Source organism: Streptomyces sp. NPDC050549, assembly GCF_040655035.1.
Taxonomy (GTDB): Bacteria; Actinomycetota; Actinomycetes; order Streptomycetales; family Streptomycetaceae; genus Streptomyces.
The window spans coordinates 40,028-52,858 of the sequence record NZ_JBFAJD010000014.1 but is presented as its reverse complement, the minus strand read 5'-3'; the positions used below and the strand labels follow the sequence as shown (position 1 = coordinate 52,858).

Below are 12,831 nucleotides of genomic sequence, written 5' to 3'. Positions count from 1 at the left end.
GACGTTCGGGTCCGGTAGCGGCGCCGATCAGCTCCCGTGCCTGGCCGAAATGGAAGTAGTCGCTGAAGACGCGTGCTTTGTGCTCACGCGCCGCCCGCCGTTCCTCGCCCTTCCCCTATCCGGGCCCGAGGACCTCGCGCTGTACGGGGTGAAGTCCGGCTCGTCGTAGTTCACGATCGTCTGCACCGGCCGCGGGGCATCCTCAACGGCCTCGGGTTCGGCGGAGGGATCGACGTCACCGAACCTCTCGCGCGTGAGTAGCCGGCTGTTCCACTCCCAGATTGCACCCCCTTTTTCAGCGCCCGCGTGTTCACCGGGCAATCGCGCAGCGCGACCGGCTCTCGGTGGGGTGCGGGCGCGCGGTCGGCCCGGATGGGCCGAACAGAGGCGGCAGTTGCTTCCAGGTTCGGCCCGAGGCGGCCAGACAGATGATCGCCGCAGGCAGCCCACGGTGCCCGCGGCGGCGTCGGCCGCCACCCTGCGGTCGGGTCGGCGCGGGCAGCACGACCCGCGGGGAGAGCTCCCATGATTCAGGTCTCAGTTCACCGAGCGTGGGTGGGTTTCGTACATGCGGATCGCGACGAGGAGGCCGGAGGTGGCGGTGAGGGCGGCAACGGTCCAGATGGCGGTGGTGAGGCCGTAGGCGTCGGCGAGGATTCCGGCGAGCAGGGCGCCGACGGCGAAGCCGCCGTCGCGCCACAGGCGGTAGACGCCGACGGCGCGGGCGCGCCAGGCGGGGTGGGCGACGTCGCCGATGACGGCGAGGAGCGTCGGGTAGACCAGCGCGGTGCCGATGCCGAGCAGGATCTGGGCGACGGCCCAGACGGAGAAGGTGGTTCCGGCGGCGACGAGGCCGATGGCGGCGGCCTGGAGCAGCATGCCCACGGTGATGAGGTGTTTACGGCCGACGTGGTCGGACCACCAGCCGGTGAGCATCTGGCCCGCGCCCCACACTGCGGGGTAGAGGGCGGCGAGGACGCCGATCTGGGCGATGGACAGGCCGTGGGCGGCGAAGAGCAGGGGGAAGATGCCCCAGGCGAGTGCGTCGTTGAGGTTGTTGACCATGCCTGCCTGGCTGGCGGCGGACAGGGCCTTGTCGGTGAAGCTGGTGCGGCGGGCGATCTGGGCCGTGGTCACCTCCTTGGCTGTCTGTACGGGGTGGAGTGCGGCCTCGGCGCGGGCGTGGTCGCGGGTCTCGCGGACGAAGATGGTGGACAGGCCCAGGGCCAGGACTAGGTAGGCGGCGCCGAGGAGGAACGGCTCCGGGCGTAGCCCGGCGTGTTCGGCGATGGCGCCGGTGGCCACGGCGGTGGCGGCGACCGCGACGTATCCGGCGGCCTCGTTGAAGCCCATGGCCAGGCCGCGGCGTTCCGGGCCGACCAGGTCGATCTTCATGATGACGGTGGTGGACCAGGTCAGGCCCTGGTTCATGCCGAGCAGGACGTTGGCGGCGATGATCCAGCCCCAGGTCGGGCCCCAGGCGAGCATGGCGGGTATCGGGAGAGCGATCAGCCATCCTGCGATAAGCACGGGCTTACGGCCGTAGCGGTCGGAGAAGGTGCCGGCGAAGAAGTTGGTGATGGCCTTGGTGGCGCCGAAGGCCAGGATGTAGGTGAGGGCGGCGGTGTAGGCGGACAGGTGGAAGACGTCGTCGGCGAGCAGCGGCAGGACGGTGCGCTCCTGGCCGAGCATGCCGCCGACCAGTGCGTTCACCGCGACGAGCAGGGTGAACTGGGCGAGGTTGGCGCGCAGTCCGAGCCGTATGCCACCGGGGGTGGCAGCGGTGGTCACGCGCCTTCCTCCAGGGTGCGGCCGGTGGCCTTGGCCCAGTCGCCCGGTCCACCGTCCAGGACGGCGAGGTTGTCGTGTCCGGCACGCGCGAGGAGGCTGGCGGCGGTCATGGCGCGCTCACCGTGCCCGCAGGCGACCACGGCGGCGGCCGGTGCTTCATTGGCATGGGCGGTCAGTTCACCGAGTTCGATGCCGACGGCGCCGGGGATGTGGCCGGCGACGTGCTCGGCCCGCTGTCGGATGTCGAGGACCGGACGGTCGGCGATGCGGTCGGCGGTGAGCAGGTCGATGGTCTGCTGCTTTCCGCCGTCCGCCTGCCAAGCGGTCCAGTCCAGGTGTCCGGCCAGCCGCTCGTATCCGATCTTCAGGGCCTGCCAGGTGAGTTCGGCGAGGTCCTGGCCGGCAGCGGTGACAAACACGAGGGGGGTGGCGTCGGGCAGCAGCCAGCCGAGCCAGGTGGCGAATTGGTCGCGCAGCGGGATGGAGATCGCGCCGGGTATGTGGCCGTGGGCGAAGTCCGTGACGGGGCGTATGTCGATGATCTGGGCGCCCTGGCCCAGCAGTTGGCGCGTCTCGGCCGCCGAGAGCGCGGCGAGGGTGGGGGGATTATCGAGGACTGCGGGGCCGCGCCGGTTGATTTCACCCAGGCGGTCGAAGTAGGCGGGGTAGGAGCCGAGGCTGCCGAGCAGCTGCCGTACGAAGGTGTCCTCGTCCAGTGCGGCGAGCAGGGAGTTGGCCCGCTTTTGGGCTCCGATGGTGGTGGTGCGTTCGGCGCCGGGCGGGGCGGAGCAGAAGGAACCGGCGCCGTGGGTGGGCCACACGGCGGTCGCGTCCGGCAGCTGGGTAAGGCGCCGCAGGGAGTGGTACTGGGCGCGGGCGAGTTCGTCCGCTCGCTCGGGGCCGAGCAGGTCGGTGCGGGCGGCGGAGCCGACGATCAGCGATCCGCCGGTGAAGACCCCCAACTCCCGGGTGCCGTCCAGGAGGAGGAAGGACAGGTGCTCGTCGGTGTGACCGGGAGTGGCCAAAGCCCGCAGGGTCAGCCCGCCCAGGTCGGTCTCGTCGCCGTCGACGAGTGCGGTGTGCGGGAAGGTGCGGTGGCCTGCGGCGGAGGCCAGGACCAACGCCCCATCATCGGCGGCAAGTTGGAGCGCACCGGTGAGAAAGTCGGCGTGCAGGTGGGTGTCGGCGGCGTAAGCGACGCTCAGCCCGCGCCGCTCGGCGACAGTGCGCAGAGCACGCAGATCCCGGCTCGCGTCCACCGCCAAGGCACGTCCATCGTCCAGGTCGACGAGGTAGGAGCTATTGCCCAGCCCTTCGTCGACCAGCGGTATCAGGTGATCGTCGGCGAAGCCCATCAGGTCCTCCTGGTGTCACGGTAGGCGCCGGGTGGTCACCGCACCCACCCACAGATACAATATTCCATGGATTTATGGAGGATGCCGTGGGAGACCCCGCACGCAAGTCGGCGCTATACGACGCCTTCGCCCACACCGGTAAGGCGCTGAGCAGTGGAAAGCGTCTGGAACTGCTCGATCTGCTGGCCCAGGGCGAGCGCACCGTCGACGCACTTGCCAAGGCCGCCGGACTGAACCTGACCACCGCCTCCGCCCACCTGCAGACCCTCAAGCAGGCCGGGCTGGTGTCCACCCGCCGTGAGGGCGTACGCATCCACTACCGGCTGGCCGGAGACGACGTCGCTGTCCTCTACGCCCTGCTGCGCCGGGTCGCCCAGACCCACCAGACCGGGGTCGAGGTCGCCCGCACCGCCTACCTCGGCGACGACCAGCCGGAGGGAGTCGGGCGCGAGGAACTGCTGTCCCGCGCGCAGACGGGCGAGGTCGTCGTCCTGGACGTGCGTCCGGCCGAGGAGTACGCCGCCGGGCACATCCCCGGCGCCATCTCCATCCCGGTCGAGGAACTCGCCGACCGCATCGCCGAGTTGCCCGCCGACACCGAGGTCGTCGCCTACTGCCGGGGCGAGTACTGCGTCCTGGCCCACGACGCCGTACGACTGCTCAACGCCCGCGGGCGCCGAGCCGTACGGCTGTCCGACGGCATGCTGGAGTGGCGCCTCGCCGACCTGCCCGTGACCACCGGAGAAGCCGCGTGACCCCCGCCCACCCGGGGCTGCAGGGCGGGCCGGTCCACCTGGACTACAACGGCGACCTCGCCGTCGCCTCTCTTGTGGAGGGCGGCAGTTCGGGCATCGGCTCCGCCGGCTGCGCCGTATGGGACCTGCTCACCGCAGGGTAGTGATACGCGGCCGGGCCTCTGCCTTCGCCGCCAGCCCGCCGCTCACCCGCCCCGGATCACCCGCCTCCGCACCGGTTTCGTGCTCCCGCCCCTGCTGATCGCCCACCGATCAGCAGGTATCGCGCAGACCGCCGTACGCCCCCATCGGTGGGCGTACGAGGCGACTCCGCGTCGCGCCTACGGAAGCGTGTCGTCCCGAAGGGCACCGTCCGCCGTGCCCTCTTCATTACGGCCGGACGGCCCTCACGAGCCGGAGACACCGCCCGGGAGGATGGACGATGACGCATTGCGGGCGGGCCGTTCGACCCTGGACCGCCCGTGCGGAGGGGCGCAGGCTGAGGAGTGGAGGCAGGAGCCGCCCCGCGCGCCCTCCCGCAGTCCCGCTCAGGATCCCTGCGGACCGGCCCACCCGGCCCTCACACCCTCCACTCGGGAGTGAGCACCATGGAAGCCAAGCGGTGGACCGGTACGGATCTACCTCACCGTAGAAGGCGACGACACGCACGCACGTGCCGTCCTGAACACCCGGGACACGTCGACGGTGACCGGCCGGGGAACGGCCCGCCGCAACCCGATCGACCGTTCCATTCCGGAGATCGGCGACGAACTCGCCGCCAGCCGCGCCCTGGAAGATCTCGCCATCCGGCTCCACGACGTCTACTTCTCCGACATCGTCCAGTTGGCGGGTCCCGCCAAGCCGTGACGACGCTCGGACTACGGCACACGTCGTACGCCGCCTCGCAGGTCACCGATCCGCCGTCGACAAGGCGTTGGCAGCCGACCGGAAGCTTCCGGTCGGCTGCCGGAAGCGAGGCGCGAGGAGGCTGACGACGAGGTTGTCCTTGTCTTCGCCGGTGGTCGCGACGCCGAGAGCCGCAGCCATGGGCGCGCGCTGCCGCCTGCTGCCGTCACAAACCGTCCTGAAGGGCACGGGCGGCCCAGCGCCGGCGCACCGCGTCCTCGTGCTCGCTCTGTTCCAGAGCGAGGTCGACGCGGGCCAGCGCCTGCTCCAGTCGCGGGATCCAGTGGCGCTGCAGGGCACGCACGCGCTGCCTGGTGCTGAGTACCTCGGCCCCGACGGCGCGTGCCGCGGCGCGGGTGACCGCGTAGTCGGCAGCGTCCCGCAGGGCTTCGGCGTAGGCGGCCTCGGCATGGATCAGTGCGGTGTTCGCGGGCGCCGGTGCGTCCGCTTCCCGCTCCGGCACCGTGCAGGACGCGGTCTGCGGGTGTCGTACGCCCATCGTGGACGTCCAGACGATCTCCACCTCGGCGGGACGCGTCGTGGGCAGCGTGTCCAGGGACTCTTCGCCGCCGATGAGCAGCCCGCGCCGTAGCCAGGTCTCGGCCTCCCCCAGACGCTCGTGCCAGTGATCCCGCGCGGTGTGCTCGGCGCGCAGCAGCTCCTCGTGCCGGGCACGCAGGATGCGTAGTTTCTGGTCGAGCAGGTCCGCTCCACGCCGCGCGACCTCCAGGCTGTGGCGCAGCCTCATCCGGCCGGCCCGTCCGGGCGGGATGCGCGGGTCCGCCATGGGATCACCCGCTCTCTGTCGCGCCGTGCGCGTCGAGGAACTCGGCGGGCAGCATGGCCAGTTGGCTGCGAGGCAGAGTGAGCAGCACCTGCCAGGCGCGCTCCAGGGTCTGCTCCAGCGTGCGCAGTTCGTCGCGCTGCTGGGCCATGAGCCCCCGGGCGAACGCCTCGTCGAAATCGAGGTAGCGGCGGTCGGTGGGACTGAGCGCCGCCTGTCCGACGAGGTCGGCCAGCTCCTTGATCTGCCGGGCCCGGGCCAGGGCGGCGAGCAGCTGGGCGGCGACGTCGAGGTGGTCGTCACGGGTACGGCCCGGACCGGCGCCCTTGCGCATCAGCCGGGACAGCGAGGACAGCGCGTCCACCGGCGGGTAGACGCCTTTGGCGTGCATTTCGCGGGAGAGCACGATCTGGCCCTCCGTGATGTAGCCGGTGAGGTCCGGTACCGGATGCGTGATGTCGCCCGCGGGCATGGTGAGCAGCGGCAGCACGGTGACGGATCCCGGCAGCCCCCGGATACGCCCGCACCGTTCGTACAGGGACGCCAGGTCGCTGTAGAGGTAGCCGGGATAGGCGCGACGGGCCGGTATCTCACCGCGGGCCGCGGACACCTCGCGCAGTGCCTCGGCGTAGCTCGTCATGTCCGTCATGACCACCAGCACGTGCCGGCCCTCGCCGAAGGCCAGCTGCTCGGCGACGGTCAGCGCAATGCGCGGGGTGAGAATACGTTCGATCACGGGGTCGTCGGCGGTGTTGAGCAGCAGCACCAACTCGCCCGCGGCAGACCGTCCCTCCAGCGCGTCGCGTACGAAGTCGGCGTCCGCGTGCGTCACCCCCATGGCGGCGAAGACCACGCAGAACGGCTCTCCACCGGCCGTCGACTGGGCAGCGATCTGCGCGGCCAGCTCCAGGTGCGGAAGACCGGCCGCCGAGAACACGGCCAGCTTCTGCCCTCGTACGAGGGTGGTCAGGGCGTCGATGGCGCTGATCCCGGTCAGCACCGGCTCGGCGGGCGGTTCACGGCGTACCGGGTTGATGGGACGGCCGCCCACCGCCGAGGCGGCGGCGCCGAACACGGGCGGGCCTCCGTCGAGGGGCTCACCGCGGCCGTTGCAGACCCGGCCCAGCCAGCCGGGGCCCACTGGCACTCGCAGCGGCGCTCCGGTGAAGCCGGCCCGGATCCGTTCCGGGTCGATGCCCGCGGTGTCCTCCAGCACCTGCACCACCGCCGTGCCGCGGTCGACTTCCAGGACGACTCCGTGCCGCTGCTCCCCCGAGTCGAGCGTGAACAGCACGAACTCGTCCCAGCCGACCCCCTCCACCTTGTCGACGACCGCAAGGGGTCCGCGCAGTTCGCGCACCGAGGTGTATTCGACGCGGCCCCAGTCGCTGCGGTCGTCGGTGCTGTTCACGACACCTCCCTGAGCCGGTCGAGCATGGTCTGGCGCAGCCCCTCCACGGTCGCCGAGTCGTTCGGGCCCGCCTCCTCGCGGGCGCGCAGCACGGGAGAGAAGTCGACGGCCTCGATGTGCGCCGCCGGTACCCCGGAGTCGGCGAGTTCGCGACACCGGTCGACGACGGCCAGCACCGCCTCGGACAGCGCGGCCGTCTTCTCCGCGCCGCTGTAGGCGTCGCGTTCGGACAGTGAGCTCTGCTGCAGCACGCCCTCGCGCACGAGCCGTCCGCCCAGGACGCTGATCCGCTCCTGTGCGGGCAGTGCGGTGATGCCTACCAGGTCGACCAGGTCGGCGAGCCGGTCTGCCTCGGCAAGCAGGCCCGCCACCCGCGCGCGGCGGGCGGGCCAGTCCGGGTCGTCCGTCGCGGCGTGGCGGGCGCCGAGCGCCTCGGCGTCGCGGGAGAACGACTCGGCCCAGGAGACGGCCGGGTAGTGGCGGGCGTAGGCGAGTTCGCGGTCCAGGGTCCACAGACAGCGCACGAAACGCTGGGTGTGGGCGGTGACCGGCTCCGCCATGTCGCCACCGGGCGGGGACACCGCGCCGATCACCGTCACCGAGCCGTTGCGGCCGCCCAGGGTCGTCACCGCTCCCGCCCGTTCGTAGAACGCGGCGAGGGCCGAGGCGAGGCCCGCCGGATAGCCCTCCTCGGCGGGCAGGGCGCCGGTGCGGGAGGCGAACTCGCGCAGCGCCTCGGCCCACCGGGAGGTGGAGTCGGCGATGACGACTACGTCCAGGCCCATGTCACGGAAGTACTCGGCGACCGTGACGCCGGTGTAGATGCTCGCCTCGCGGGCCATCATCGGCATGTTGGACGTGTTGGCGATGATCACGGTCCGGTCGGCGAGGCGGCCGCCGGTGCGCGGGTCGGTGAGCGCGGTGAACTCGTCGATGACGTCGGCCATTTCGTTGCCGCGCTCACCGCAGCCGACGTAGACGATGACGTCCGCGTCGCACCACTTGGCGATCTGCTGCAGCAGTACGGTCTTGCCTGTGCCGAAGCCTCCGGGGACGGCGACCGTGCTGCCCAGGGCCACCGGGAAGAGCAGGTCGATGGCCCGCTGCCCGGTGCCCAGCGCCCTGCCGGACCCCAGACGTTCCAGGACGGGGCGGGGCCGCCGGACGGGCCAGTCGGTCGCCATCCGGACCGGGGTGCCCGCCACGGACGCGACGACCGCGTCCGCGGGGTGGCGGCCCGCGCGCGCGATGTGGTCCACCGGGCCGGTACAGCCGGGCGGCACCAGAACCCGCAGCGGAACCGGCCCCGCACCGTGGATCTCACCGAGGACGGCCCCCTGCGCGACGGAGTCGCCCGCTGCGACCTGCGGCACGAACGCCCACTCGGGCCGCTGCCCGTCCGGTCGGCCGACGCCTCCGGGCTCCAGCCAGGCGCCCGCTGCCGCCAGCGGGCGCAGCAGCCCGTCGAAGATGCCGCCCAGCAGCCCCGGCCCGAGCGGTGCCGACAGCGGCCTGCCGAGTGGGCGCACCGGTGCGCCGGGGGCCAGACCGCCCGTGTATTCGTACGCCTGGACGGTGACGACCCGGTCGCGGATCGCGACGACCTCCCCGGGCAGCCCGGCGTCGCCGAGCGCGACCAGGTCGCTCATCGCTGTGCCTCCGAGGTCCTCGGCCTCGACGAGCGGCCCGGTGACCCGCAGCACGCGTCCGCGGCCGTGCGGTTCGAATGTCATGACGCCCACAACTCCTCCGCCTCCGTGCCGGTCCGCTCCAGTGCCCGGCGCGCGAACGCGGCCAGACTGCAGTCGAGCCTGCGACCCCCCGCCTCGCCGACCATGCCTCCGCCGTGGGCCTCGGTGACCCGGGCGTCGGGGCCCAGCACGTCGCGGACGTGCGCGGTCAGCCGGGCGCGGAGAACCGGGTAGGAATCGGTCCTGCGCAGGTCCTCCACACCGATCACGACCAGTCGGCCCAGCTCCTCCCAGCAGTCGCGGCGGGCGGCGAGCTCGCGGGCGCGGGCAGCCCTGCGGCTGCGGGTGCGCGCGGCGTCGCGGGCGGTGGTGGCGTCAGCTTCGCCCAGCCTGCGGGCATCGGCGAGAATCACCGCGGCCTGGCCCTCGGCGTCGGCGAGTACGGCCGCGGCATGAGCGTCCGCCTCGGCCAGCAGGGCCTCGGCTTCGGCCCTGGCGGCCCGCAGCAGCTGTGCCCGGACCGGATCGAGCGCGGCGTCGGCTTCCGGGGGGAGTGAGGTCCTCATGGCGGCATCACCGCGACGAGCGGGCCCTGCCCGTCCACCAGTACGTCGCCGAGTGCCTCGGCCGCGGTCGGCGTGACGATGACCAGTTCCACCTCCGGCGCGAGACCGTGCCAGGCCGTGCGCACTGCTTCCGGTTCCTCCGCGGGGCGCAGGACGACGCCCGCGGACGCCAGTCCGGCGATGCGCAACCACTCCCCGATCGCAGCGATGCGTGCCATGGTCAGGTCTTCCCGAGCAGGATGATGGCGACGACCAGTCCGTAGATGGCAATGCCCTCGGCGAGGCCGACGATGACCATGGCCCGGCCGAAGAGTTCGGGGCGCTCGCTCATCACCGCCAGCGCGGCGGCGCCGGTGTAGGCGACGGCGATCGCCGCTCCGATCGAGGCACCGGCGACCGCGATGGCGGCGCCGATGAGCGCCGCGGAATTGGAACCGGAGCTCTGCGCGGCCTCGGCGGCCGTATGGGCCTGCGCCGAACCGCCGCTCAGTCCAACCAGCAGGAGCACGAGGGCTCCGGTGAACAGTGCCGCGTCCGCCGCGAGGATCGACCGCAGCACCCCCGGACTGCGGCGGCGCAGCAGTCGGCGGGTGACGGCGAACGCCGCGACGAGCACGGGTAGCGCGATCAGCCAGGCGATCATGTCGTCGCCTCCGTTCCATGGAGTACGGAAAGTCCATTTTGCGTTGGTATATGCCAGGGTTGGAAGGGCCGGCCTTCGGTGTCGAAGACACGGGAGAACAGCTCGTAGAACTCCAGGCGCAGGGCCTGAACCCCGGCGACCAGTGCCTCCAGCGCGAAGGCGAGCGCATTGCCGAGGAGGAAGACGAGGAGCGCGGCGACGAGCATCACGGGCCCGCCCCGGGCCAGGCCGGTCGTGCCCTGCCACACGATCCCGCCGAGCGCGGCATGCGTGAGCCCGAACGCCGCGAGCCGCGCGAAGGAGATCGTGTTCGACCCGATCCGGACCACTACGTCGAAGAGCTGGATGCCGGTCTGCAGGCCGCCGGAGGCACCGCCTCCCGATGCCGCGAAGAGCCCGGTGCCGGCCAGCAGCAGCCCCGCCAGAACGATGGCCGAGCCGCTGACCGTAAGCACCGGCGCTTGCAGGAGTACTCCCCCGGCGACCAGTGCGAACCCCAGGAACACGGCGGCGCCGGCGATGCCGGACGGCGCGTACAGTGCTCCGGCGGGTCCGCTCTCCCGCCAGCGGTTGGCGATGCCCGCGGCGTAGGCCAGGGCGAGCAGAAACGCGCCGAATCCGACGGCGCTCGCCAGGAGCCGCACGGGTGCGTCGAGCGGATTCAGCCACAGCACCGGCAGCACGCCGGTGGGGCCGAAGAACTCCCCGTAGGCGAATCCGGCCAGGGTGCTCGCCAGCCCGGCCCCGGCGACGAAGGGCCATACAGGACGCAGCGACGCAAGTCGGCGGGGGCGTCCCAGCCGCAGCAGCAGCGCGCCGAGGAGCAGCAGCGCGCCATGGCCCGCGTCGCCGAACATCATCCCGAACATGACGACGTAGGCAATCCCGGCGGGCAGCGTGGGGTCGACGTCGGCGTACGGGACAGTCCCGTAGGTGCGCACCAGCGGCACGAGGGAGCGCCGTACCGGGCCCGTGGCGGGCAGTTGGGTCGGCGGATCGATGCCGCGCGGTGCGCGCAGGGGCACGACGGCGCCTCCCGCGTCGGCCAGACCGCTGCCGAGCCGGGGCACCTCGGTCACTGGGCACCAGCCGGCCAGTGCGGCCACCGCGCCGTGCCGCACCGCGGTCGCGCTGTACGTTTCGAGTTGCGCCTCGCCCGCCAGGAGGTCGGCCCGGTCCTGGCTCTGGAGAGCGTTGAGATCGGGCACCGCGCGGGAGAGCAGAGGCTTGACGGGCTCGGCACGCAGCGTCTGAAGCACGCGTGCCGCCGGGCCCGTGGCCCGGGCCGCGTCGTCGGCGCGGTCCAGTTCCACGCAGCCCGCGTCGGCGACCCGCACCAGCACCTCGCGCAGCGCGTCGAGGGGGGCGACGACGGCCACCCGCTGCATGCGGACGGGTGCCGCCGGTGCCAGGGAGTCACTCCAGGAGGTCATCGAAGTCCTCCCGTGCCCGGCCCTCGTGTGCTGCGGCCACCAGGGCGGCACGCACCCGCCACGCGTCGACGGTCAGCACCGCGGTCGCGCCCACGACCGGTGTCACGTCGAGGCGCGCCCTGTGCAGCATCCGCAGTCCGTCCTTCTCGACGGTGTGCCACCAGCGGGTCTCGGCCCGCCACAGGTCCGTGGGCTGCTCGGTGTCCGCCAGCGCCCAGCGGGCCGCCGACGGCAGACGTGTGCGGAAGTCGCCGTAGGACGAGGCCCGCACGGCGGACCGGCCCAGGATCCGCTCGGCATACGCCGTGGCCCGTCCAGCGGGGCCACGGCCCAGCAAGAAGGTCTCGCGCGCCACCAGCAGCGCGGCGTCGCCCGCCGCCCACCGAGCCGTCTGCGGAACGTCGGTCATGAGGCGGGCGTCCGCCGACAGCCGCATCCCGGTCACCACCGCTGACGCCGACTCGCCCCCGGGGTCTCCCCACGCGGAAGCCGTCAGTACGGCCCTCACCTCCCCCGGAGACGTGGTCCGGGCCAGCCGGGGCCAGGCAGTCGACAGCACGCCCAGCCGGTACGGCGCGGGCCGCGGCTCGCCGGAAAGGGCACGCAGGTGATCCCCGGTGTTCGCGATCTCGAAGCCGGCAGCCAACTGGCGCAGGGCGGCGACACCGAGGCGGGGCTGCCAGCCGGCGAGCACCCGCAGCTGCCACAGCAGGGCGGCGAAGACCGCCCGCCCGGCCTCGGCGGACTCGGCCTCCACGTCGAGGGCGCGCCGGTACGGGGTGCCGGCCAGTGCGCGCAGGGCGTCGGGCAGGGTGCCCGCGTCCGCCAGCTCGCGCACCCGTTCCAGGCCGAGGCGTCCCACGGCCATGGACCTGGCGCGTGTCACCCCCGCGACCCAGCCCGCGCCCATCGCAACCCTCCTAGTCCGATCCGCGTCGTTCGGGACCTTGGACCACGGTCAGTTCACCGGTCACCTGCGCCACGATGCGGGCCACGAAGGCCGGGATGCGCTCCACCTCCCTCTCGCGCAGCCTTTCCACCGTCCGCCGTGACGCGGCCTCGGTCCGTGCGGCCTCGGCAGCGGCTTCTCGCCGGATCCGGCTCGCGGTCTCGCCTCTCACTTCCAGGGCCTGTTCCCTGGCGGCCCGCACCACGCCTTCGGCTCGCAGGGCCGCGGCGCGGCGTCGCGCCGCCGCCTCCCGCACAGCGGTGGCACGGATCCGGTCGGCCTCGGCCGCAATGACGTCCAACTGCGCGAGCGGGGCTTCAAGCTCGGCCGCGAACTCGGCCGACCGGTCGGCAGGGACACCTCCCGGTGCGGCCGGGCCTGGTGAACCGGCCGGCCGAAGACGGATCCGGAACTCTCGGAACCCGAGCATGACAACCTCCAGGCCCGACGTCGACGTTCACCGTGGCCCACTCTCACGTTACGAAGGTCATGAAAGCCTCTCTAGGGCTGTTTGCCCCACGGAAGGGGCCGATCGGCCCTTTCATGGCCGATGCGCAGGCGAGACGGT

At 72.5% G+C, this 12,831-nt stretch carries 14 protein-coding genes and 1 pseudogene; 3 read left to right on the top strand and 12 right to left on the bottom strand.

The window, feature by feature from the left end:
- Positions 1-293: 293 nt before the first annotated feature.
- From AB0I51_RS21570 to AB0I51_RS21560, 3 genes and pseudogenes are all read right to left on the bottom strand, one after another.
- Positions 294-541: pseudogene (locus AB0I51_RS21570) on the bottom strand (IS5/IS1182 family transposase); the annotation flags it as partial.
- Positions 538-1,791 (bottom strand): MFS transporter, encoded by a 1,254-nt coding sequence (locus AB0I51_RS21565; RefSeq protein WP_362977418.1) that lies wholly within the window; start codon positions 1,789-1,791, stop codon positions 538-540. The pseudogene AB0I51_RS21570 and the gene AB0I51_RS21565, both read right to left, overlap by 4 nt.
- Positions 1,788-3,146, bottom strand: a complete 1,359-nt coding sequence (locus AB0I51_RS21560; protein ID WP_362977416.1) for a rhodanese-like domain-containing protein — start codon at positions 3,144-3,146, stop codon at positions 1,788-1,790. Before AB0I51_RS21560 ends, AB0I51_RS21565 begins: the two co-directional genes overlap by 4 nt.
- 86 nt (positions 3,147-3,232) lie before the next feature.
- Here AB0I51_RS21560 and AB0I51_RS21555 point away from each other — a divergent pair, with 86 nt between their 5' ends.
- The 3 genes from AB0I51_RS21555 (at position 3,233) to AB0I51_RS21545 (ending at position 4,747) form a co-directional block, all read left to right on the top strand.
- Positions 3,233-3,901: a metalloregulator ArsR/SmtB family transcription factor gene (locus AB0I51_RS21555; protein ID WP_362977414.1), complete on the top strand. Its 669-nt coding sequence runs from the start codon at positions 3,233-3,235 to the stop codon at positions 3,899-3,901.
- Positions 3,898-4,044 (top strand): hypothetical protein, encoded by a 147-nt coding sequence (locus AB0I51_RS21550; RefSeq protein ID WP_362977412.1) that lies wholly within the window; start codon positions 3,898-3,900, stop codon positions 4,042-4,044. The genes AB0I51_RS21555 and AB0I51_RS21550 overlap by 4 nt, the downstream gene beginning before the upstream one ends.
- A gap of 472 nt (positions 4,045-4,516) precedes the next feature.
- On the top strand, positions 4,517-4,747 hold the full coding sequence (locus AB0I51_RS21545) for a dsRBD fold-containing protein (RefSeq protein ID WP_362977693.1): 231 nt from the start codon (positions 4,517-4,519) through the stop codon (positions 4,745-4,747).
- Between the two features lie 205 nt (positions 4,748-4,952).
- On the opposite strand, the gene AB0I51_RS21540 is transcribed toward AB0I51_RS21545, so the two are convergent.
- The 9 genes from AB0I51_RS21540 to AB0I51_RS21500 are packed head-to-tail and all read right to left on the bottom strand — an operon-like array spanning position 4,953 to position 12,693.
- Entirely contained in the window at positions 4,953-5,573 is a 621-nt protein-coding gene (locus tag AB0I51_RS21540; RefSeq protein ID WP_362977410.1) for a V-type ATP synthase subunit D, read from the bottom strand.
- A gap of 4 nt (positions 5,574-5,577) precedes the next feature.
- Positions 5,578-6,981, bottom strand: a complete 1,404-nt coding sequence (locus AB0I51_RS21535; protein WP_362977408.1) for a V-type ATP synthase subunit B — start codon at positions 6,979-6,981, stop codon at positions 5,578-5,580.
- On the bottom strand, positions 6,978-8,714 hold the full coding sequence (locus AB0I51_RS21530; RefSeq protein ID WP_362977406.1) for a V-type ATP synthase subunit A: 1,737 nt from the start codon (positions 8,712-8,714) through the stop codon (positions 6,978-6,980). The genes AB0I51_RS21535 and AB0I51_RS21530 overlap by 4 nt, the downstream gene beginning before the upstream one ends.
- Positions 8,711-9,238 carry a hypothetical protein gene (locus tag AB0I51_RS21525; RefSeq protein ID WP_362977404.1) on the bottom strand — a complete coding sequence of 176 codons (528 nt, stop codon included), beginning with the start codon at positions 9,236-9,238 and terminating at the stop codon, positions 8,711-8,713. The genes AB0I51_RS21530 and AB0I51_RS21525 overlap by 4 nt, the downstream gene beginning before the upstream one ends.
- Entirely contained in the window at positions 9,235-9,456 is a 222-nt protein-coding gene (locus tag AB0I51_RS21520; RefSeq protein ID WP_362977402.1) for a hypothetical protein, read from the bottom strand. The genes AB0I51_RS21525 and AB0I51_RS21520 overlap by 4 nt, the downstream gene beginning before the upstream one ends.
- Positions 9,457-9,458: 2 nt before the next feature.
- On the bottom strand, positions 9,459-9,881 hold the full coding sequence (locus AB0I51_RS21515; protein WP_362977400.1) for an ATP synthase subunit C: 423 nt from the start codon (positions 9,879-9,881) through the stop codon (positions 9,459-9,461).
- Positions 9,878-11,314, bottom strand: a complete 1,437-nt coding sequence (locus AB0I51_RS21510; RefSeq protein WP_362977398.1) for a V-type ATPase 116kDa subunit family protein — start codon at positions 11,312-11,314, stop codon at positions 9,878-9,880. Before AB0I51_RS21510 ends, AB0I51_RS21515 begins: the two co-directional genes overlap by 4 nt.
- The gene (locus AB0I51_RS21505; protein ID WP_362977396.1) at positions 11,298-12,224 is read right to left on the bottom strand and encodes a hypothetical protein; all 927 of its coding nucleotides are present in this window, start codon (positions 12,222-12,224) and stop codon (positions 11,298-11,300) included. Before AB0I51_RS21505 ends, AB0I51_RS21510 begins: the two co-directional genes overlap by 17 nt.
- A 10-nt stretch (positions 12,225-12,234) precedes the next feature.
- A complete protein-coding gene (locus tag AB0I51_RS21500) occupies positions 12,235-12,693 on the bottom strand; it encodes a hypothetical protein (protein WP_362977394.1) in 459 nt (152 codons plus the stop codon).
- Between the last annotated feature and the right edge of the window lie 138 nt (positions 12,694-12,831).

Bases quoted from the DNA above. Each gene is read 5' to 3' on its own strand.
- AB0I51_RS21530 (WP_362977406.1), bottom strand. From the start codon at position 8,714: ATGACATTCGAACCGCACGGCCGCGGACGCGTGCTGCGGGTCACCGGG.
- AB0I51_RS21540 (WP_362977410.1), bottom strand. From the start codon at position 5,573: ATGGCGGACCCGCGCATCCCGCCCGGACGGGCCGGCCGGATGAGGCTG.
- AB0I51_RS21520 (WP_362977402.1), bottom strand. From the start codon at position 9,456: ATGGCACGCATCGCTGCGATCGGGGAGTGGTTGCGCATCGCCGGACTG.
- AB0I51_RS21500 (WP_362977394.1), bottom strand. From the start codon at position 12,693: ATGCTCGGGTTCCGAGAGTTCCGGATCCGTCTTCGGCCGGCCGGTTCA.
- AB0I51_RS21560 (WP_362977416.1), bottom strand. From the start codon at position 3,146: ATGGGCTTCGCCGACGATCACCTGATACCGCTGGTCGACGAAGGGCTG.
- AB0I51_RS21510 (WP_362977398.1), bottom strand. From the start codon at position 11,314: ATGACCTCCTGGAGTGACTCCCTGGCACCGGCGGCACCCGTCCGCATG.
- AB0I51_RS21515 (WP_362977400.1), bottom strand. From the start codon at position 9,881: ATGATCGCCTGGCTGATCGCGCTACCCGTGCTCGTCGCGGCGTTCGCC.
- AB0I51_RS21505 (WP_362977396.1), bottom strand. From the start codon at position 12,224: ATGGGCGCGGGCTGGGTCGCGGGGGTGACACGCGCCAGGTCCATGGCC.
- AB0I51_RS21525 (WP_362977404.1), bottom strand. From the start codon at position 9,238: ATGAGGACCTCACTCCCCCCGGAAGCCGACGCCGCGCTCGATCCGGTC.